The sequence below is a fragment of the Sphingomonas sp. IC-11 genome (assembly GCF_021043365.1).
Taxonomy (GTDB): Bacteria; Pseudomonadota; Alphaproteobacteria; order Sphingomonadales; family Sphingomonadaceae; genus Sphingomonas.
In genome coordinates this window covers 1,557,050-1,575,228 of the sequence record NZ_JAJNDU010000001.1, presented here as the reverse complement: position 1 = coordinate 1,575,228, position 18,179 = coordinate 1,557,050, and the positions used below count along the sequence as shown (strand labels likewise).

20 protein-coding genes are annotated in these 18,179 nt (G+C 63.9%); 10 read left to right on the top strand and 10 right to left on the bottom strand.

Annotated elements, in window-relative coordinates; all coding sequences use genetic code 11:
* Positions 1 to 132 precede the first annotated feature (132 nt).
* Together parC and LQ954_RS07650 are read left to right on the top strand one after the other, a co-directional pair.
* Positions 133 to 2,388: a DNA topoisomerase IV subunit A gene (gene parC, locus LQ954_RS07655; RefSeq protein WP_231022540.1), complete on the top strand. Its 2,256-nt coding sequence runs from the start codon at positions 133 to 135 to the stop codon at positions 2,386 to 2,388.
* Between the two features lie 52 nt (positions 2,389 to 2,440).
* Entirely contained in the window at positions 2,441 to 4,126 is a 1,686-nt protein-coding gene (locus tag LQ954_RS07650) for a putative bifunctional diguanylate cyclase/phosphodiesterase (protein ID WP_227770042.1), read from the top strand.
* Here the strand turns inward: LQ954_RS07650 and LQ954_RS07645 are convergent.
* The 4 genes from LQ954_RS07645 to LQ954_RS07630 are packed head-to-tail and all read right to left on the bottom strand — an operon-like array spanning position 4,096 to position 6,972.
* Positions 4,096 to 5,277, bottom strand: coding sequence for a CCA tRNA nucleotidyltransferase (locus LQ954_RS07645; protein ID WP_269142139.1), 1,182 nt, complete (start codon positions 5,275 to 5,277; stop codon positions 4,096 to 4,098). The genes LQ954_RS07650 and LQ954_RS07645 overlap by 31 nt on opposite strands.
* A complete protein-coding gene (locus LQ954_RS07640) occupies positions 5,274 to 5,909 on the bottom strand; it encodes a CoA pyrophosphatase (protein ID WP_227770044.1) in 636 nt (211 codons plus the stop codon). Before LQ954_RS07640 ends, LQ954_RS07645 begins: the two co-directional genes overlap by 4 nt.
* A complete protein-coding gene (locus LQ954_RS07635) occupies positions 5,873 to 6,433 on the bottom strand; it encodes a DUF1285 domain-containing protein (RefSeq protein ID WP_231022537.1) in 561 nt (186 codons plus the stop codon). Before LQ954_RS07635 ends, LQ954_RS07640 begins: the two co-directional genes overlap by 37 nt.
* Positions 6,434 to 6,471: 38 nt before the next feature.
* Positions 6,472 to 6,972, bottom strand: coding sequence for a GNAT family N-acetyltransferase (locus LQ954_RS07630; protein WP_231022536.1), 501 nt, complete (start codon positions 6,970 to 6,972; stop codon positions 6,472 to 6,474).
* A gap of 102 nt (positions 6,973 to 7,074) precedes the next feature.
* Between LQ954_RS07630 and LQ954_RS07625 the strand changes: the two genes are divergently transcribed.
* Positions 7,075 to 7,446, top strand: coding sequence for a dihydroneopterin aldolase (locus LQ954_RS07625; RefSeq protein ID WP_231022535.1), 372 nt, complete (start codon positions 7,075 to 7,077; stop codon positions 7,444 to 7,446).
* A gap of 24 nt (positions 7,447 to 7,470) precedes the next feature.
* Here the strand turns inward: LQ954_RS07625 and LQ954_RS07620 are convergent, their stop codons facing one another.
* Positions 7,471 to 8,334, bottom strand: a complete 864-nt coding sequence (locus tag LQ954_RS07620; RefSeq protein ID WP_231022534.1) for a hypothetical protein — start codon at positions 8,332 to 8,334, stop codon at positions 7,471 to 7,473.
* 243 nt (positions 8,335 to 8,577) lie between these two features.
* Between LQ954_RS07620 and LQ954_RS07615 the strand changes: the two genes are divergently transcribed.
* The 7 genes from LQ954_RS07615 (at position 8,578) to queE (ending at position 13,532) form a co-directional block, all read left to right on the top strand.
* On the top strand, positions 8,578 to 9,243 hold the full coding sequence (locus LQ954_RS07615; protein ID WP_227770049.1) for an energy transducer TonB: 666 nt from the start codon (positions 8,578 to 8,580) through the stop codon (positions 9,241 to 9,243).
* Positions 9,244 to 9,287: 44 nt separating this feature from the next.
* On the top strand, positions 9,288 to 10,088 hold the full coding sequence (locus LQ954_RS07610) for a MotA/TolQ/ExbB proton channel family protein (RefSeq protein WP_227770050.1): 801 nt from the start codon (positions 9,288 to 9,290) through the stop codon (positions 10,086 to 10,088).
* A gap of 88 nt (positions 10,089 to 10,176) precedes the next feature.
* The gene (locus LQ954_RS07605; protein ID WP_227770051.1) at positions 10,177 to 10,662 is read left to right on the top strand and encodes an ExbD/TolR family protein; all 486 of its coding nucleotides are present in this window, start codon (positions 10,177 to 10,179) and stop codon (positions 10,660 to 10,662) included.
* A gap of 23 nt (positions 10,663 to 10,685) precedes the next feature.
* On the top strand, positions 10,686 to 11,114 hold the full coding sequence (locus LQ954_RS07600; RefSeq protein ID WP_231022533.1) for an ExbD/TolR family protein: 429 nt from the start codon (positions 10,686 to 10,688) through the stop codon (positions 11,112 to 11,114).
* A 200-nt stretch (positions 11,115 to 11,314) separates the two neighbouring features.
* Complete coding sequence (locus LQ954_RS07595; protein WP_227770053.1) at positions 11,315 to 11,659, top strand: tetratricopeptide repeat protein; 345 nt, start codon at positions 11,315 to 11,317, stop codon at positions 11,657 to 11,659.
* Positions 11,660 to 12,199: 540 nt separating this feature from the next.
* Positions 12,200 to 12,898 carry a 7-cyano-7-deazaguanine synthase QueC gene (gene queC, locus LQ954_RS07590; RefSeq protein ID WP_231022532.1) on the top strand — a complete coding sequence of 233 codons (699 nt, stop codon included), beginning with the start codon at positions 12,200 to 12,202 and terminating at the stop codon, positions 12,896 to 12,898.
* Position 12,899: 1 nt separating this feature from the next.
* Positions 12,900 to 13,532 carry a 7-carboxy-7-deazaguanine synthase gene (gene queE / locus LQ954_RS07585; RefSeq protein WP_231022531.1) on the top strand — a complete coding sequence of 211 codons (633 nt, stop codon included), beginning with the start codon at positions 12,900 to 12,902 and terminating at the stop codon, positions 13,530 to 13,532.
* Positions 13,533 to 13,583: 51 nt separating this feature from the next.
* On the opposite strand, the gene LQ954_RS07580 is transcribed toward queE, so the two are convergent.
* The 5 genes from LQ954_RS07580 to LQ954_RS07560 form a co-directional block, all read right to left on the bottom strand.
* Positions 13,584 to 14,216 (bottom strand): DedA family protein, encoded by a 633-nt coding sequence (locus tag LQ954_RS07580; RefSeq protein ID WP_231022530.1) that lies wholly within the window; start codon positions 14,214 to 14,216, stop codon positions 13,584 to 13,586.
* A gap of 117 nt (positions 14,217 to 14,333) precedes the next feature.
* Positions 14,334 to 15,728, bottom strand: coding sequence for a UdgX family uracil-DNA binding protein (locus LQ954_RS07575; protein WP_231022529.1), 1,395 nt, complete (start codon positions 15,726 to 15,728; stop codon positions 14,334 to 14,336).
* A 17-nt stretch (positions 15,729 to 15,745) separates the two neighbouring features.
* A complete protein-coding gene (locus LQ954_RS07570; protein ID WP_227770058.1) occupies positions 15,746 to 16,231 on the bottom strand; it encodes a hemerythrin domain-containing protein in 486 nt (161 codons plus the stop codon).
* Positions 16,232 to 16,300: 69 nt separating this feature from the next.
* Positions 16,301 to 17,029, bottom strand: coding sequence for a phosphocholine cytidylyltransferase family protein (locus LQ954_RS07565; RefSeq protein ID WP_227770059.1), 729 nt, complete (start codon positions 17,027 to 17,029; stop codon positions 16,301 to 16,303).
* Between the two features lie 17 nt (positions 17,030 to 17,046).
* Positions 17,047 to 18,153, bottom strand: coding sequence for an inositol-3-phosphate synthase (locus LQ954_RS07560; RefSeq protein ID WP_227770060.1), 1,107 nt, complete (start codon positions 18,151 to 18,153; stop codon positions 17,047 to 17,049).
* Positions 18,154 to 18,179: the final 26 nt, after the last annotated feature.

Sequence of the window (18,179 nt, the reverse complement as noted above, 5' to 3'; positions counted from 1 at the left end):
CGAGGCGAGGACGCGGCTGCGGCGGCGTGGCGGTGCAAGGTCATTTTCGGGGTGTGGCATGCGGCGCGAATGTAGGACAGGGGTAAGCGGAACGGTTGTGGAACAAGGGCGCATCCTGCTAGCAGGCGGGCCATGCCGACCGACGCGACCGTGCTGCCACCCGACAATCCGCCCGTGGGCGTGCTCGATGCACCGTTCGATTCAGCGCTGTCGGAACGGTATCTCGTTTATGCGCTGTCCACGATCACCGCGCGCTCGCTGCCGGATGTTCGCGACGGTCTGAAGCCCGTTCACCGCCGTTTGCTGTGGGCAATGCGGCTGCTGCGGCTGGATCCCACGCAGGGATACAAGAAGTGCGCCCGCGTCGTTGGCGACGTGATCGGCAAGTACCATCCCCATGGCGATCAGTCGGTCTATGACGCCATGGTGCGCCTCGCGCAGGATTTCGCCCTGCGATATCCGCTGGTCGACGGGCAGGGCAATTTCGGCAACATCGATGGCGATAACGCCGCCGCCTACCGCTATACCGAAGCCCGGCTGACGCAGGTCGCCATCGACCTGATGGACGGGCTCGACGAGGATGCCGTCGGTTTCCGCCCCACCTACAATGGCGAGGAGCAGGAACCGGAGCTGTTTCCGGGCCTGTTCCCCAACCTTCTTGCCAACGGCGCTAGCGGTATCGCGGTGGGCATGGCGACAAGTATTCCGCCTCACAATGCGGCGGAGCTTCTCGACGCGGCAATCGCGCTGATCGACGATCCTGCCGCTGATCCGCTGGCGTTCGTTCAGGGGCCGGACTTCCCCACCGGCGGCCTGCTGGTTGATCCGCCGGCGATCATCCGTGAGGCCTATGCCACCGGGCGCGGCGCCTTCCGCGTCCGCTGCCGCTGGACGGTGGAGAAGGAAAAGGGCGGCGGCTGGCAGATCGTCGTCAGTGAGATTCCGTATGGCGTGCAAAAGGGCAAGCTGATCGAGCAGATCGCTGGCCTGGTGAACGACAAGAAACTGCCGATTCTGGCGGACGTTCGCGATGAATCAGACGCGGAAATTCGCCTGGTGCTGGAGCCCCGGAGTCGGACCGTCGACCCGCAGGTGCTGATGGACGGGCTTTACCGCATGTCCGATCTCGAGACGCGGGTGCCGTTGAACCTAAACGTGCTGGATGCACGTCGTACGCCCCGGGTGATGAGCCTCGCTGAGGCATTGTCGGCCTGGGTCGAGCACCAATTTATCGTGCTTCGCCGGCGCACCGAGCACCGGCTGGGCAAGATCGCGGACCGGCTGGAGCTAGTTGCGGGTTACATCACGGCCTTCCTCAACCTGGACCGCGTGATCGAGATCATCCGTACGGAGGACGAGCCCAAGGCCGTGATGATGTCGGAGTTCGCGCTGACCGACCGTCAGGCCGAGGCGATCCTCAACATGCGGCTGCGTAGCTTGCGCCGATTGGAAGAGATGGAGCTGAAGCGTGAGCAGGCGGCCCTGGAGAAGGAGCAAGCGAGCCTGCAGCTGCTGCTGGGATCGGACGCGCGGCAGCGCACGCGGATGAAGAAGGATCTCGAGAGGGTTCGCGACCGCTATGGCCCGGAGACGACACTCGGCAAGCGGCGCACGACGATCGAGGAAGCCGCGCCGGCGCGCGAGATCCCGCTGGAAGCGATGATCGAACGCGAGCCGATCACCGTGATCCTGTCCCAGCGGGGCTGGATCCGCGCGATGAAGGGGCATGTCGAGCTGGCCTCCGCCGAGACGCTAAAGTTCAAGGAAGGGGATGGACCTGCCTTCGCCTTCCATGCGCAGACGACCGACAAGCTGCTGCTCGCCGCGGAAAATGGCCGGTTCTACACACTGGCGGCGGACAAATTGCCGGGGGGGCGCGGCTTTGGTGAGCCGGTGCGTGCTACCATCGATCTTGATGGCGGGCTTGGCATCGTACGGCTGCTTCGCGCCGAACGTGACGGCAAGTTGCTGGTTGCGGCCAGCGACGGACGCGGCTTCGTCGTGCCGGTGAATGAGGTGCTGGCGGAGACCCGAAAGGGCAAGACGGTTGTAACGCCGCGCCCTGGTGCGAAGTTGGCGCTCGTTCGCCCGGTCGCTGCCGAGGACGATTATGTCGCCGCGATTGGCGACAATCGGAAGATGGTGGTATTTCCGCTGAGCGAACTGCCGGAAATGACGCGGGGGCAAGGCGCGCAGTTGCAGCGATATCGCGATGGCGGCCTTAGTGATGCAATCACCTTCCGCTATTCGGAGGGGATCAGCTGGCCCATGGGAGGTGATACGGGACGCACACGGACCGAGGCAGACGTCTCGCCATGGCGCGCGGCGCGCGGAGCAGCGGGCAGGATGCCGCCGACCGGATTTCCCCGGAACAATCGCTTCGCCTGACCGCCATTCCGAATTCAATGAAAGTTAACGAGGCACCGCTAGGTGCAGCGTGATGCCGTTTTTTGCTGCGCTGAAGATCGTTGAAGAGCCGCCCGCGCCTGCGTTCGACAGGAATGCGGCCGAGGTGGCGATGGATCTGCTGCCGATCGCCGCAGCCGTGGTGGCGCTTGGGCCGACCGGGCTTCAAATTACCCTGTCCAATGTGGCGTTCCGGCGTCTGGGGCTTGGGACGGAACCGATCCATTGCGCCCTGACCCGAGATCTCGGCGACGCACTGGTCACTTTTCTGAACGGCGACAGCCCGCGTGAGCAGCGTGGCTGGCGTACGGGTGACACCGTGGAGCAGCGCTGGTTCGACGTGACCTTCGCCCGGATCGATAACGGACATTCGCCTCGGTGCCTGGTCACGCTTGTCGACCAGACCCGAGGCATGCGGACCGAAGCAAGCCTGCGGCGGGAGATGAGCACCGATAGCCTGACGGGTTTGCCGAACCGCGCCGGCTTCGGAGATTTGCTGGAAGCGCGGATCGGGACCGGCCTGACGAACTATGCCGTGCTGGTGATTGACCTCGACCGTTTTGGCCGGGTGAATTCCTGTCTCGGCAGCATGGCGGGCGACGAGATGCTGATCACGGTCGCGCGGCGCATCAAGGGTTCGTTGCGCGGGGGCGACGTGCTGGGTCGGATCGGGGGGGACGAGTTCAGCGTGCTCCTTGAAACGGGCGGCGATCGTGCTGAGGCTAGCCGGGTCGCCCGGCGCATTCAAAAGCTGCTCTCCACCCCCGTGCGCCTCAGCGACTTCGAGATTCGAATCACTTGCGCGATCGGGATCGCCTTTGGTGCGGAAGAGACCGACGACGCCGAGGACGTGATCCGCAACGCCCAGTTTGCGGTGCGGCGGTCCAAGGAGACGGGACAGGCGGAGGCGTATGACACCCGGGCGCTGGATCGCGCGCGGGAGCGGTTCGGCATGGAAACCGCCCTGCGCCGTGCGATTGAGGCGGAGCAGTTGCAGCTTCACTATCAGCCGATCTGTGATCTCGCGACCGGCCGCATTGTCGCGTTCGAAGCGCTGGCGCGCTGGACGGCAGAGGATGGCAGCGAGATCGCACCGGCCGATTTCATACCTGTGGCAGAGGAATCCGGCCTTATCGTGCCGCTGGGTCGGTGGGTGATCGACCAGGCGCTCCGCACGCTGGCGGCTTGGGACTCACGCTCGGGAGGAAAGCTCGACGTGCAGATGGCGGTGAACGTCTCCCCGATCCAGTTGCAACGCGATCGCATCCCGCCGCTGGTGACCGGGGCGCTTGCTGCGCACGGGCTGGCTGGCAGCCGCCTGAAGCTGGAGCTGACGGAAAGCGCGTTGATTGCCGATCCCGATGGCAATGCGGAGATCCTGCGCGCGCTGAAGGCGACCGGCGCAACCATCGCCATGGACGATTTCGGCACGGGCTATTCAAATCTCGCTTATCTTCAGCAGCTGCCGATCGACACGCTGAAGATCGACCGGAGCTTCGTTACCGGCATGATGGCGGATCGTGACAAGATCGCCATTGTGCGCGCGGTGCTTAGCCTCGCCACCGCGCTGGGCATGGCGACCGTGGCCGAGGGAATCGAGACTTCGGCCGTGGCGCAGACACTTTCCGCCCTGGGCTGTACCTACGGGCAGGGGTATCACTTTTCTCGGCCACTGCCGGCCGAGCAAGCCTATGAGTTGCTAGTGGCGTCCAGTAGCTGACCGGTAACGAGATCCGCGATCTCCGCCGTCCGCATTGCGTTCGGGAAACCCTCAGCGATCCAGCGGGTCTCGATCTCCCGAAGCGCACGGGCAACCTCTGGGCCACGTGCGATGCCGCGCGCCACCAGATCGCCGCCGCCAATTGGAAGGCGAGGGGGCGACCAATGGAGAAGCTCGTCGACGGGCGCCCCGGCAAGCAGAAGGCGATCGAGAGCGATGACTGGACCGACTCGATACGCGAGCGCCCGGGCACCCTCGGTGCCAACCCCATCATGCGCCGCGATCAGCCGCTTGCGATCGGCGTTCGATAGTCGAAGCCTAGCCCCGACCGCCTCCGCGCTATCAGCCGGGATCAGGGCGGCCAGCCGGCGGATTGCGTCGGGAGGCAACCCTGCGCTCGCCTCGGCCTCCGCCAACGCTGTCAGCGCCGGCACATCGGCGATTTCGGGCAGCACCGGACGAAAGATGCCGCGCTCGACCATCAGGGAGACGACCGGCACCGCTCCCTTGGCGACCAGCAGCTTGAGCAGTTCCGCGGCGATCCGTTCGCGCGACAGGGCCATCAGGTCGTTCGCACGATCAGTGCACGCGTCCAGCCCTGCCGCATCAGGCGCGTCGCCGAAACGGGCATGGAAGCGGAAGAACCGCAGGATGCGCAAGTGATCCTCGGCGATCCGCCGGTAGGGGTCTCCGATGAACCGTACGCGGCGCCCATGAAGATCCTCTAGCCCACCGAACCAGTCGAACAGCTCGCCGGTGATCGGATCGGCGTAGAGGGCGTTCATCGTAAAGTCCCGCCGTGCTGCGTCGGCTTCCCAATCGTCGGTAAACGCCACCTGCGCGTGGCGCCCATCGGTCGTGACATCCCGTCGTAGAGTCGTGACCTCCACAACGGTGCCGGCGGATACTGCGGTGATGGTGCCGTGAGCGATGCCGGTCGGGATGGCCTTGATCCCGGCCGCCTTGAGCCTAGCGATCACCTCGGCGGGCGTGTGACGGGTGGCGATGTCGATGTCCGCGACCGGGAGTTCGAGTAGCGTGTCCCGCACCGCGCCGCCAACATAACGCGCCGCGCCCTCCGACGCGCCGAGCGCGGCGGCGAGTGCGTCCAGCCCAGGATGGGTCCGCCAGGATGCGGCTGGCAGGATCATGCGCTCCACCGCAGCCGCCGCGCAAGGTTCACGATCATCGCTGCCGTGGCACCCCAGATCCGCCGATCATCCCACATGATCTCGTAATAACGGCGTTCGCGACCTTCCCACTGCGTCCGCGCCTCGACATGATTGGCAGTGTCCAGCAGAAAATCGAGCGGCACCTCGAACACGCTCGCGACCTCCGCCTCGGACGGGCGGAACGTCAGATCCGGCGGAACAACAGCCACCACCGGGGTGACGGTATAGCCAGTTACGGTCTGATAGCGATCTGCCTCTCCCACCACGGTGACCAGCGACGGGGGAAGCGCGATCTCTTCGTCCGCCTCGCGCAATGCAGCAGTTACGGCGTCCTCGCCGGGGTCGAGGCGCCCGCCTGGGAACGCCACCTGTCCGGCATGGCGTCGAAGGGTTTCGGTTCGTTGCGTAAGGATCACGCCCGGACGGGGCCGGTCCGTCACGGGAACCAGAACCGCAGCGGGCGTCAGGGTGCCCCCAGTAGCAAGCGCCACGTCACCATGATCGCTGTCCAGGAGGATCGTCTGCTGTGCCATTCCCTCGGTCAGCGCCCGGCCCAGCCGGTCCACCAGCGAGGTCACGACGCGATCGGAAAGAAGGTGCCGGCGCTCCATACGCCTGGCGTTTCGTCCTCACCGGCCAACGCCCGCTCCGCGAGCTCATAATAGACCGAGCGAGCGATCAGCGCCTCCAGCCCACCGCGCACGTGCACGTAAGGATGCGGTCCATCCTCGTGTTCGACGAAGCGAAGCGGGTGTTCCGCGGACGCCGTCACCAGCTCGCCGGTGTTCAGGCGAAATGCCAAATTGGCCTCCCGTCCTTCGCCTTCTGCCTTCAACTCAACAGCCACGAAGGGCGCATCCTCGACATCAATGTCGAGCTTCTCGACCGGCGTGACGAGCACATAGCCACCGTCAGGTTCGCGCCGGAGAATTCGGCTGAAGGCGCGAACCATGGCCAGGCGGCCAATGGGCGACCCCTGATGGTACCAGGTGCCATCGCGGCTGATGCGCATGTCGCTATGACCGCAATGATCGGGATTCCAGCGATGGACCGGGGGCAGGCGGTCCGCCTCGGAGAGGCGCGCAATGTCGGCAATCGTCAGCGTTTCGAAGTCGGGTGCAGGCGCCATCGGCATGTCCCCGACGTAGGGAAGGGCGGCGGCTGCGTAAAGGATCAGGCGATCAATGGATGGCGAGGGCCGATCAAACCCTGTCCATCCGGGACGCCCTCACCGCGCGCGAGCAGTCGGCGGCGCTCGACCGGCCCGGGCAGTCGCCAACCTGCAGTGCTCGCCGCGCTGAAGCCGAAAAAGCGGCCATAATATTCTGGGTCGCCGATCAGCATGAGCGGCGCATCGGTTACTCGCGCCAATGCGCCGGCGACCAATTGGCGCCCAATCCCGTCCCGTTGACGTTCAGGGACAACCGCGACCGGGCCGACGAGCACCAGCGGAACACGGCGGCCGTCGTCGCCGCTGAACAGCACCGGCCACAGCTGAATCGTGCCCAACAATGCGCCGTTTTCGACCGCCGCCAAGCTAGGCCCGGTGAGAGCAGGAACACCTTCACGCAGGCGATAGGCAGTCCGACCATGCCGATCAGCACCGAATGCTCGATCCAGTAGCTCTTCGACTGCGCTGTTTTCCACCCGTTCAAGCCCGAGCAGTTCGATCACCGACGTCTCCCGCCCCGACCAATGGGGTGGGGCGCTCTACCGAGTCGCAGTTGTAACGCAAGTGGCATGGCGCCGACGTCGATGTGCGGCTAAGCGCGCGGCGTGGAAGACATGCTTGAACTCGAAGTGCACGACCTCGAAGTGCTGGTGCTGACCGGCGTTTACTCCGAGGAAACGCACCTGCCGCAGCCGCTGCGTATTTCGCTGACGGTTCTGCTCGATGCGCCCGCCCACTTTGCGCCCGACACGCCGCTGTCGGTTTCGAAGAACTACCTCGATCTGAAACATGCCGCGACGTCCGCGCTGCCGCCCGGCGTGCACTTCACGTTGATCGAAGGGGTGGCGGATTACATCGCTGAGACATTGTTCCTGCAGGATCAGCGGGTGCGTCGAGTCAAGGTGAAGATCGTCAAGCTGGCCATCGCTGAAGAAGGCGAATCGATCGGCATCACGCTGGTTCGGCATCGCCGCTGAAGCCCGATCCGTCCGGCCGGCGGCTTACGCGCCGGCAGGCGGCGTTCGTTCGCACCGGCCCAATTGCTCGAGAACGAAACGATAATCCTCCTGGGCTACGGCCGCATCTGCCGGCTCCAGGGCCTGGGTGCTGCGGGACGGCAGCTGGCGCGGGAGGCTGCAGGCGAGGCGATACCACAATAGCGTGTCGCGCTTCGGGGGACCGGCGGAGTCGTCCACGATCTCGGAAAGGGCGACTGCCCACCGTGGCTGCTCGCCGGGTCGCCGCAGGATGTTCAGCGATACCGGGCGATTGTCCCTGGTGGTCAGGAACACTTGCGTTTCCCCTTCGCCCGGAAGGGAACCCGGCACGTGAAAGGCGTTGCCGACCCCGGTCACGACCGGTGGCGCATCGGCCGCAAGTACCTCGCCCGCAATGCGGCGGGTGAGTGCGTCTAGTTCATGCGTCCACGCCTGCTGCGCCTGTGGGCCGATCAATTGCACTTGGCCAGCGCTGCCGCCGACGGTGCGCGCGAAGAGCAGCACGCGTGACTTCTTGTAACGAGGCTGCCGGCCGTCCGGACCGAGTGGCGCGTCGAGGATGTAGCCGATGCGCGGTGGAATGGCGCCCGGACCGCGGATCAGCGCCATGACATCAGCCTCAACATAATAGCGCACGAACCCGGCCGGCACGTTTGCGGCTTCCGCTCCCTTGATCCGAGTGGTGCTGGCGATGGTTGCGTCCACAACCAGCGGTGCAGCGATCACAAGATCCGCTATCTCAACATAGGAGGGCGCTGACGCGATCACTGTTGCTGGCAAATCCGCCTGTTCGGCGTTGATGCAGGCCGGAGTGATGGCGAGAAGCGCGATCGCCATCGCGGAGTTACGAATTGTACGAAAGGGCATGCCTTTCGGTTATCCGATCAGCCTCTGCTGATACAGAAATAAATCTCTTTTAGGGCGATTGTACGTTTGTTGCGTCCGACAAAGCGTTTGCGTGTCGTTAAGGCGCAAGTTAGGAGTCGCGCTGTGCAAGGGTTCCGTTTAGCCCTTGCCGAACGGACCGGCACGCCCACTCCGCCTATGCGGGGGCCGCGGCAGGCCGCCCGGCCCCTTCGGGCCATAGGGATTAGGGAGTGCTTTTGCTGAATGGCCTACTCTGACCAGAAGATGAGCGGGAGCAAGGTTGTCGCGATCGTGATCGTGGCGCTCATCCATGCTGCTCTCGGCTACGCCTTCGTCACCGGCCTCGCGTTCCAGTACGTGAAAAAGGTGTCGGAGAAGCTGAATACGTTCGACGTTGAGGAACCACCGCCCCCGCCGCCGGACGAGCCGCCACCACCGCCGCCTGACGTTCCGATGACGCCGCCGCCCGTTGTGGCGCCGCCGCCTATCGTGTCTGCGCCGTCGGCTCCGGTGACGATCGCCACTGTGCCTACGCCGCCGCCGGTTTATGTGCCGACGCCGGTTGCGCCTCCTGCGCCTCCGCCTCCTGCTCCGCCGGCCCCGCCGGTCGTCAGCAAGGCTGCGGGTGCCAAGGGCAATCCTGCGGACTGGATCACGACCGACGATTATCCGCCGAGCTCGATCCGTGCCGAGGAAGAAGGCACGACCGTGATCAAGTGGACAATCAACGCCCAGGGTAGGGTGGAGAACTGCGTCACTACCGAGTCGAGTGGCTCCAACGCCCTTGACCAGGCAGCATGCCGTGCGTTGCAGCGCCGGGCCCGGTACACGCCGGCAACGGACGCAGCGGGCAACCCGATCGCGACCACTCAGACGCGCCGCGTCGTGTGGAAGCTGCCCCGGGACTGATCCAGGCTTAACAGAATCGCGCTTTTCAGAGGGAAACTAATCGAATGATCACCACCATCCTCGCCGCGGCCGCCGGCCCGGCCGCCCACGGCGGCGACAACCCGTACGGCCTGGCAGCCGCGCTCGAGCAGGGCGGCATCATTGCCCAGAGCACCTTCGGCATCCTCGTGCTGATGTCGGTTGTCTCGTTCTACATCATGTTCACCAAGCTCTTCGAGCAGCAGAAGATCATCAACCAGGCGAAGCGCATCCGCGGCTCGTTCTGGCAGACGAACTCGCTGCGCGAAGGTTCGGCGAAGCTGGAGAAGAACTCGGCCTACAAGCAGATCGTCGACGACGGCCTGCAGGCTCAGGAGCAGCACTCGAAGCTGACCGATCCGGTCGAAGCGCATGACTGGCTGCACGGCTCGCTCGCTCGTTCGGAAGCAATGATCAACTCGAAGCTGGGCACCGGCCTCGCGTTCCTCGCGACCGTGGGTGCGACGGCGCCGTTCATCGGCCTGTTCGGTACGGTTATCGGCATCTACCGCGCGCTCATCAAGATCGGTGCAGCTGGCCAGGCGTCGATCGACGCGGTCGCTGGTCCGGTCGGTGAAGCGCTCATCATGACCGCGCTCGGTCTTGCCGTCGCCGTTCCGGCGGTGCTCGGTTACAACTGGCTGCAGCGTCGCAACAAGTCGATTGCGGAAGACCTGTCGGCCTTCTCGAACGACGTGCTCGGCTACCTCGCCTCCAACGGTGCGGTTCGTCCGACCGTTGCCGGTGCAGCGAAGCCGGCGGCAGCTAAGCCGGCTGCTGCAACCACCACGGCCGGTCAGGCCGGTGGCGTGCAGACCCGCTCGTAATGGGGAAAGCGGGGACGCCAGATGGTGGCCCCGCGACCTTTCCCGGCCGGATCACCGGCGGGAACGAAGACATAGGATAGCCTGACTTATGGCGATGAGCGTTGGTGGAGACTCCGCCGCAGAAACCCCGATGTCGGACATCAACACGACGCCTCTCGTGGACGTCATGCTGGTGCTCCTCATCATCTTCCTGATCGCGGTGCCGGTCGTGATCCAAACGGTTCCGGTGAAGCTGCCGAGCGTACGCTTCGACCCGACCACCACCAAGCCCGAGAACGTTTCCCTCTCGATCACGACCAAGCCGGACGGCGCCTGCGCTGTCTATTGGGGCATGACGCCGGTGACGCACGAGGAGCTCCTCGATCGCGCCGTGGCCAAGCTGCGCGCCGAGATCGATCGTCAGGGCGGCCCGAACGCCCCTGGCCTCGAACTGCCGGAAGCGCATGTGCGCGGTGACGTGAATGTGCCGTGGAAGTGTGTGGCAGGCGCGATTTACAACATGCAGATGGCAGGCTTCGCGCGTGTCGGCTTTATTTCCGAACCGCCGCCGGGCTCGAACACCGAGCGTCTGTAAGCAAGCCACCAGGAGTAATCGATATGGCAATGAGTGGCGGCAAGGACGATGGCGAGCCGATGATGGAGATGAACACGACGCCGTTGATCGACGTCATGCTCGTTCTCCTCATCATGTTCATCATCACCATTCCGATCCAGACCCATGCGGTGAAGGTCGACCTGCCGGTCAATGACCCGAATGCGCAGAAGTCGCCGGTTGATCCGCAGAAGAACAAGATCACGATTTCGGTGGATGGCACGACCAGCTGGAATGGCGCGCCGGTGGACGCGGTTCGCCTGCGCCAGTACCTGGACGTGGCGGCAGCCATGAACCCGGAGCCGGAGCTGCACTTCCAGCCCGACCCGCAGGTCCGCTACGATGTGGTCGACCAGACGCTTGCGGTGATCCGTCGTTCGAACGTGACGAAGCTCGGCTTCATCGGCAACGAGCAATATTACCGCGAATTCTGATCGTCAGCGATCAAACGTGTAACGGGCGGCCCGAAAGGGTCGCCCTTTTTTTGTCCTGTCTAGCTCACGTGGACAGATGAGCCCGGATCCAGAGGTTCGGCCGCGTTGGTGGATGGTTGCAACAACACCGTGCGCATGACATACCGCTGTCACAAAAGCGTAACGTCAACGTAGCGTTATTGTCATGTGGGAGATGGGTGATGCGGACCATGCTTTTTCTGGCACTGGCGGCCGGGCTTGCTACGCCGTCGTTGGCGAGTGATCGTACCGGCTTCTTGGCTATCTCTGCTGGTGATTATCAGAAGGCGGAAGAGCGGTTGGTTGTGGAGCGCCGCATCTTTCCGCGTCGACCAGAACTGATGATCAACCTTGCTACCGTTTATGCTCGGACGGGGCGCTTGGCAGAGGCCGCGAACCTTTATCGGTCGGCATTAAATACTGCGCCGGTAGAGATGGTTTTGCCGGACGGCGGTGTCGCGTCCTCGCGTACAGTTGCGCAGCGTGGACTTGATAGCCTCGGCGGGGTGTCGCTCGCACGACGGTAGTCATCCGCTAGCTGGCGCCTTCAGAGCTGCTTATCGGCTTGTGGCGGCAGGTCGCCGGACGGCCACGCTAACGTTCGCCGTCGTGCCATCGCGGTCACCGCCTGCTATGATCTCGAACGAACTCGCGGCTCCTTGAGATGGGCTGTGGTCAAGCCGTCGCGACTGCGCGGGCGCTGGAGACCAGTGAGATCGGCGGCCCCGACATCACGGACCTTTGGTTGTAGCCTTGGCGGGTCGCTGTCGGAGTGTCGCCGCCTCATCGGACCGCTGCCGTGACGGTGCGGGAAGCTACAATGTGCGTGGCGGTGTGGGTCGTGCGAAGGGCATTCACGTGAACCTTGCGTCGCTCAACCGCGGATCGTTGACGCGTTCTTTACCTTTCGGCGCTATCACCGAGCTCGTGCTTCTAGCCGAGCACTTCTCTCCCTAGTTATTGCCCTCTTGCCAGGGCTACTTGGCCGTCCGCTTGCCCGGGCGGCCTTTTTTCTTTTGGGCAATTTCTTGCATCCGTCGTCCGATGCGCCTAGCGGGCGCGCGATCATGTCCAGCGATCAGCCTTCCGCCGTCGTCCTCGTATCGGGCGGCCTCGACTCGATGATCTCGGCTGCGCTTGCGCGCGAATCCGGGCACAGGATCTTCGCGCTTTCGATCGACTACAACCAGCGGCATCAGGTTGAGCTGGCAGCGGCACGGCGGATCGCCAGCGCTTTAGGCGCGGTTCGGCACGTCATATTGCCGATCGATCTCTCCGCGTTCGGCGGGTCCGCACTGACGGCGGACATCGAAGTACCCAAGGATGGTGTCGGCGCCGGAATCCCGATCACCTATGTGCCGGCCCGAAACACGGTGTTCCTCAGCTTGGCGCTCGCCTGGGCAGAGGCTGCCGGCGCAAGATCGCTCTTCATCGGCGTCAATGCCCTTGATTATTCCGGCTATCCCGATTGCCGGCCCGAGTTCATCGCTGGCTTCGAACGGCTTGCCGAACTCGCGACCAAGGCAGGGGTGGAAGGTGAAGCCTTCCGTATCCATGCGCCGCTTCAGCACATGACCAAGGCGGATATCGTTCGGGAGGGAACACGGCTCGCCCTGGATCTGGGACTTAGTTGGTCGTGCTATGATCCGACACCCGCCGGCACACACTGTGGATTGTGTGACAGCTGCCGCCTCCGTCACAAGGGCTTTGACGATGCGGGTGTCATTGATCCGACGATCTATGCCGTAACTCCGCCGGCGCCCTGACATGAGCTACGCCGTGAAGGAGATGTTCCTCACGCTCCAGGGAGAGGGCGTGCAGGCTGGGCGGCGGGCGGTGTTCGTACGGTTCGCCGGTTGTAACCTATGGTCAGGCCGCGAACAGGATCGGGCAAGTGCGATCTGCCGCTTCTGCGATACAGACTTCGTTGGCATGGATGGGCTGGGAGGCGGGCGCTTTGCAGATGCGCAGGCCCTGTCCGACGCCGTGGTGGAGATGTGGAGCGGTGGCGAAGCCGACCGCTTCGTTGTGCTTACCGGCGGAGAGCCGATGCTTCAGGTGGATGACCCACTGATCAACGCGCTGCATTCGGCCGGATTCTTTATCGCGATTGAAAGCAACGGCACTTTGTTGGTTCATCCCGGGATCGACTGGGTATGCATCAGTCCGAAGGCCGGCAGCGAAACGGTGCAGCGCTCCGGCAACGAGTTGAAGCTGGTCTGGCCTCAGCCTGGCAGCGACGTTGCAGCCATGGAAAGCTGGCAATTCGAGCACTTCCTGATCCAGCCTTTGGACGATGCCAAGGCAGCCGACAATCAGGAGGCGGCCATGGCTCTGGTGATGGAGCGCCCGCGCTGGCGCCTTTCGCTACAGACCCACAAGCTGCTGGGCCTGCGTTGATCGGCAACGCGTGGAAGTCGCCATTGTCCTGAGTCGCGGCGACAGGCGGCCTCAGGTGCGCTTCCTGAGACCGTGGATCTTGTGCCACAGATAGAAGGCGCCACCGGCCACGAGCACGAGGCCAATGGCAAGATCCGCCTGGTGGAAGAACGCCTTCAATCGCGGATCATTGTTCCACGACTCGCCGAGTTGAGCCCCGATCCAAGCGAGCAGGTAACAAAACGGCCAGGATCCCAGGAACGTATAGACATGGAAGGGGAGCAGCTTCATTCGCGCAACACCCGCTGGAAAGGCGATGAAGGTGCGGATGATCGGTAGCATACGACCGATCAGGATCGCGGCTGCGCCCCAGCGATTGAAGAAACGGTCCGCCATGTCGAGCTCGCCCGGGCCCACCAGCACGTATCTGCCCCAACGCTCTGCCAGTGGCCGGCCGCCGCGCTTTCCGATCTCATAGGCGACGATGGAACCCAAGTTGCAGCCAAGCGCGCCCGCCGTCGCCGCGAGGAAGAGGTTCATCTCGCCCGTGGAGACGAGATAGCCAGCAAACGGCATGATGATTTCGGAGGGCAGCGGAATACACGCACTCTCGATCCCCATCAGGAGAACGATGCCCCAATAGCCGCCAGCGCGGATGACCCCGACGGTGAAGATAGCGAGGGCGGCGATGATCTTCTCGAACATGGCGACCGCTCTGACGGGACGAGGGGCGGGCGGTCAATCGTGGATCGCCCCTGCAGCGCGAGTCGGCCCGCCGTCTTGGGGGGGTCAGTTGGCATAGCAGCGGCGCCACGCTCCCGCTCAGGCCGCGGCAGCCTTTGCAAGGCGAAGATCCTCGACGAACCTGGTAAACTCGCTCGTCCGTGCAGCTTCATCCGGAAGCCGCAGGAGGTAACTGGGATGTACGGTGATCCAGGCCTCTCCGCCGTCTCCAGGTAGCCGCTGGGCCCGGCCGCGTTCCCGGCTGATCGTCATCACCTTTCCGAACAGCGATCGTGCCGCCGTGGCTCCCAGCGCCACCGTTACCTTCGGTCGGACAAGCATCTGCTCCTGCTCAATCCACCAGCGGCATGCTTCGATCTCGCCACCGTCGGGCTTCGCATGGATCCGCCGCTTGCCGCGCGGCTCGAACTTGAAGTGTTTAACCGCGTTGGTGACATAGGTTTGCGCTCGGTCGATGCCGGCCTCGCCAAGCGCGCGATCAAAGAGCTGTCCCGCCGGGCCGACGAACGGGTGGCCGGCGAGATCCTCCTGATCGCCGGGCTGCTCGCCGACGAACATGATGCTGGCGGAAACCGGACCTTCGCCGAACACGGTTTGCGTTGCGTGCTTGTAGAGGTGGCAGCGGGTGCAGCTCATCGCCTCTTCCCGCAATGCTTCCCAGGCGATCTCGCTGTTGCCGCCTGGCGCGCCGCGTGCCTTCGCGATCATCCCGCTCTCCCGTGCCTGCGCCGTCGCCAGCAATTCAGGCACCAACGCCGTTTCCGGCATGTTTTTCCAGTATTTGCGAGGCATCTCCTTCAGCATCGCGCCGACCTTCACGCGGGCGGGATTGAAGATGGACGCATAATAGGTCTTCCAGACTTCCTCTGTCGGGTCACCGTCAGGCGTGTCCGCCTTGGTCGCGCCTGGACCTTCGCGGAGCGCGGCACCATCCCAGTGCAGCGCAACTTCGGGAGTTAGGATGGACCAGCGCATGCTGGCGAAGCGATTGACGAAAAAGGCAGCATTGGCGCGAACGATATGATGCTCGGGCTCGAACCACGCGACGTAACGGCTCCCGTCATCCTCGGGCACTTCCCGAAATCGCAGGAACGCACGCATCTTGTGGATGTCGCGACGCACGTGTTTGGCGAAGCCGTCGAGGCGACGAACCAAAGGGTCAGCGTGATCTTCGATCAATCCCGGTTCCCGGCGCAGTCGCGCCAGCAGCGTATAGAGGAGCGCGAACCGCTCGGGATCGCGGTGGAGGATGGCGTTTCGAGCCAGATCAAGGAACGCGCGCGGCACCTTGAAGCCGGCATCCACCGGATCGTGAAGGGGCGGAACCGCGGCCGTGGCCGCGAACAAGTCGCCGGGTTGGCTGCCGACCTGCCACACAACGTCATCTGGAGGCACGCTGGCCCCGATCAGGCCGCGCGCTGCATCACGCCATGCCTCGAAATCGTCAGGCTGCGGGAGGGTGATGAGATGCATCGCGGACGGACGAGCGCTTAGTCGCGCTCGTCGCTGCCGGGCGGGTTGTCGCGTGCGATCTCTAGTTCCACAGGCTTCCGCTCCTCGTAGGTAGCGGCCATCTTCTTCTCGGTCGCGTCGTCCAGTTCCTGGTCCGCGGCCGGGAACATCTCTTCCTCTTCCTCATCGATGTGATGTTCGTAGCGGTGCCGTATGTGGGAGAAGTGCTCCTCCCACTCCTTCGACCCGAATGGCAGATCGATCATCTCGCCCAGAAGATCGTCCACCTCTTTGTGCTCCGACACGGAGTGGCGTGCGTCGTCCCGTAGCTCCGGGTTGGCGAGCATCACCGCGTAAAGCGACTCCTCCTCGGCGGCGGCATGACTCTGCAACTCCAAGCGGAACTGCTCGAACAGCGCGCGGCGTTTTTCCGTATCGCCGTTCAGCTCGCTCAACTGCTTCAGCATCGACCGCTGCTTGTCGTGATCCGCCTTCAACGCGCGGTAGATCTCGGGTTCGGACATGATGTGATGCTCCTCGCTCTGTCCGGGAGAACAGGCGACGTGAGCGCAGGTTGCTCTTGCGATCAGTTTTCAGGCGGGAAGCGCGGTGCCTGTAGGCGCGGGCTGCGCCCGCATGGCCGCCTCCGCCTGAGCGAGGGCACGCGCGTCGTCGACGTCCAGCCACCAAGCATCGCCAATGTCCACGGCGACCGCTCGGCCGTCAGCGCCAAGCGCCTCCACTCCGGCGGAAATTGAGCCCGATCCACCGGCCGCGATGACTTGACGGAGCGCGGCGTGGAAGCCGCCGTCCACGGCGAAGACGCCGCAGTCGAACGCATCATATTCTGCAAGATGCTTGCCGATAGCGACGATGCGGTCGCCATTCGTGCGAACGCGGGTGACATCGTCCAGGTCGACTAGCGGGTTATCGAGCCGGCGATCGACCGCCAGCGTCAGCGGCGCTGGCGGCCCAGCGATGACGCGGGCAACGATCGATGGATCGAAGAGGTGATCCGCCATCATCAGAAGGTGTCGTTCCGGACCGATCACGTCGGCGCCGGTCAGCACGGAATGGCCGTTCGGGAGGTTCCAGTCAGCAGTTGGGACGCACGTGATCGCGGGGTCGAGGCCCTGAAGATAGGCGGTTAGCCGTTGCCCTTCGTGCCCGGTCACCACGACAAAGCTGGTTGCGCCTCCGGCGCGCGCCTCAGCGATGACCCGTGCGATCATCGGCGTTCCCGCGACATTGGTAAGAGGCTTGGAGGGTGAGACTTCGCGCAGCCGGCTGCCGAAGCCGGCTGCGACGATCAATGCTTTCAAGGCAAATGCGCCCTTGCTTACTCTGCGGCGAGCCGCGAGTCCGCGTGGATGAAGTCGTCAGTCATTTGTGAAGCGACATCATCGGTGAACTGCTCAGGCGGGTGCTTGCAGAAAAATGCCGACGGACCCGTGAGCGCGCCTGCGAGCCCGCGCTCAAGGCCCAGCTTCACGCAGCGGATGGCGTCCACGACGACGGCTGCCGAATTGGGGCTGTCCTCCACCGACAGGCGAAGTTCAAGGTTCATCGGCACATCGCCGAATAGATTGCCTTCAAGGCGAAGGAAGCACAGCTTGTTGTCGTGCAGCCACGGAATGTAGTCTGACGGACCGACGTGGATGTTTTCATCCGCAAGGCGCTCGGAGAGCACGGCCTGCACCGCCTCGGTCTTCGACTCCTTCTTGCTCGACAAGCGATTGCGATCGAGCATGTTCATGAAGTCGGTGTTGCCGCCAGTGTTCAACTGATAGGTGTGATCGATCGTCACGCCGCGCTGGTTGAACAGGTTAGACAGAACGCGATGGACGATCGTCGCGCCGACCTGAGCCTTTACGTCATCGCCGATGATCGGCAGGCCGGCATCCGCGAACTTCTTTTCCCATTCCGGGCGGCTGGCGATGAACACCGGCATGCAGTTGACGACGCCCACGCGCGCCTCAAGGGCGCACTCCATGTAGAATTCCGTCGCCTCCTGGCTGCCGACCGGCAGGAAGTTCACCAGGATTTCAGCGCCCGAATCCTTCAGTGCCTGAACGATCTCCGCCTTGGTCGCGTCGCGCGTATCGTCCATTTCAAACCCACGATCGTTCGCAGCCGTCAGCATGTGGGCTGCAACGCCGTCCAGCCGCACGCCCATCTTCACGATCGTGCCGGTGTCGGGAACGTCTGCGTGGAACACCTTGGTGCAGTTGGGCTTGGCGAAAATTGCCTTGCCGAGATCAAGACCCACCTTGCGGGAGTCGACGTCGAATGCAGCCACGAACTCCAGGTCCGACACGCGGTAGCCGCCGATCTCCTCGTGGATCAGGCCGTGCGCGGTGTTGCTGGCGGCATAATGATATTTGCCTTGTACCAGGCTGGATGCGCAGTTGCCGATCCCGATAACCGCCACCTTGATCGTCGCCATTCTGTAGAACCCCAAAGTGCCAGAGA

Excerpts from the sequence above, each read along its gene's own strand:
- parC (WP_231022540.1), top strand. The coding sequence starts at position 133 with ATGCCGACCGACGCGACCGTGCTGCCACCCGACAATCCGCCCGTGGGC.
- LQ954_RS07650 (WP_227770042.1), top strand. The coding sequence starts at position 2,441 with ATGCCGTTTTTTGCTGCGCTGAAGATCGTTGAAGAGCCGCCCGCGCCT.
- LQ954_RS07645 (WP_269142139.1), bottom strand. The coding sequence starts at position 5,277 with ATGATCCTGCCAGCCGCATCCTGGCGGACCCATCCTGGGCTGGACGCA.
- LQ954_RS07640 (WP_227770044.1), bottom strand. The coding sequence starts at position 5,909 with ATGGAGCGCCGGCACCTTCTTTCCGATCGCGTCGTGACCTCGCTGGTG.
- LQ954_RS07635 (WP_231022537.1), bottom strand. The coding sequence starts at position 6,433 with ATGCCGATGGCGCCTGCACCCGACTTCGAAACGCTGACGATTGCCGAC.
- LQ954_RS07620 (WP_231022534.1), bottom strand. The coding sequence starts at position 8,334 with ATGCCCTTTCGTACAATTCGTAACTCCGCGATGGCGATCGCGCTTCTC.
- LQ954_RS07615 (WP_227770049.1), top strand. The coding sequence starts at position 8,578 with ATGGCCTACTCTGACCAGAAGATGAGCGGGAGCAAGGTTGTCGCGATC.
- LQ954_RS07610 (WP_227770050.1), top strand. The coding sequence starts at position 9,288 with ATGATCACCACCATCCTCGCCGCGGCCGCCGGCCCGGCCGCCCACGGC.
- LQ954_RS07605 (WP_227770051.1), top strand. The coding sequence starts at position 10,177 with ATGGCGATGAGCGTTGGTGGAGACTCCGCCGCAGAAACCCCGATGTCG.
- LQ954_RS07600 (WP_231022533.1), top strand. The coding sequence starts at position 10,686 with ATGGCAATGAGTGGCGGCAAGGACGATGGCGAGCCGATGATGGAGATG.
- LQ954_RS07595 (WP_227770053.1), top strand. The coding sequence starts at position 11,315 with ATGCGGACCATGCTTTTTCTGGCACTGGCGGCCGGGCTTGCTACGCCG.
- queC (WP_231022532.1), top strand. The coding sequence starts at position 12,200 with ATGTCCAGCGATCAGCCTTCCGCCGTCGTCCTCGTATCGGGCGGCCTC.
- queE (WP_231022531.1), top strand. The coding sequence starts at position 12,900 with ATGAGCTACGCCGTGAAGGAGATGTTCCTCACGCTCCAGGGAGAGGGC.
- LQ954_RS07580 (WP_231022530.1), bottom strand. The coding sequence starts at position 14,216 with ATGTTCGAGAAGATCATCGCCGCCCTCGCTATCTTCACCGTCGGGGTC.
- LQ954_RS07575 (WP_231022529.1), bottom strand. The coding sequence starts at position 15,728 with ATGCATCTCATCACCCTCCCGCAGCCTGACGATTTCGAGGCATGGCGT.
- LQ954_RS07570 (WP_227770058.1), bottom strand. The coding sequence starts at position 16,231 with ATGTCCGAACCCGAGATCTACCGCGCGTTGAAGGCGGATCACGACAAG.
- LQ954_RS07560 (WP_227770060.1), bottom strand. The coding sequence starts at position 18,153 with ATGGCGACGATCAAGGTGGCGGTTATCGGGATCGGCAACTGCGCATCC.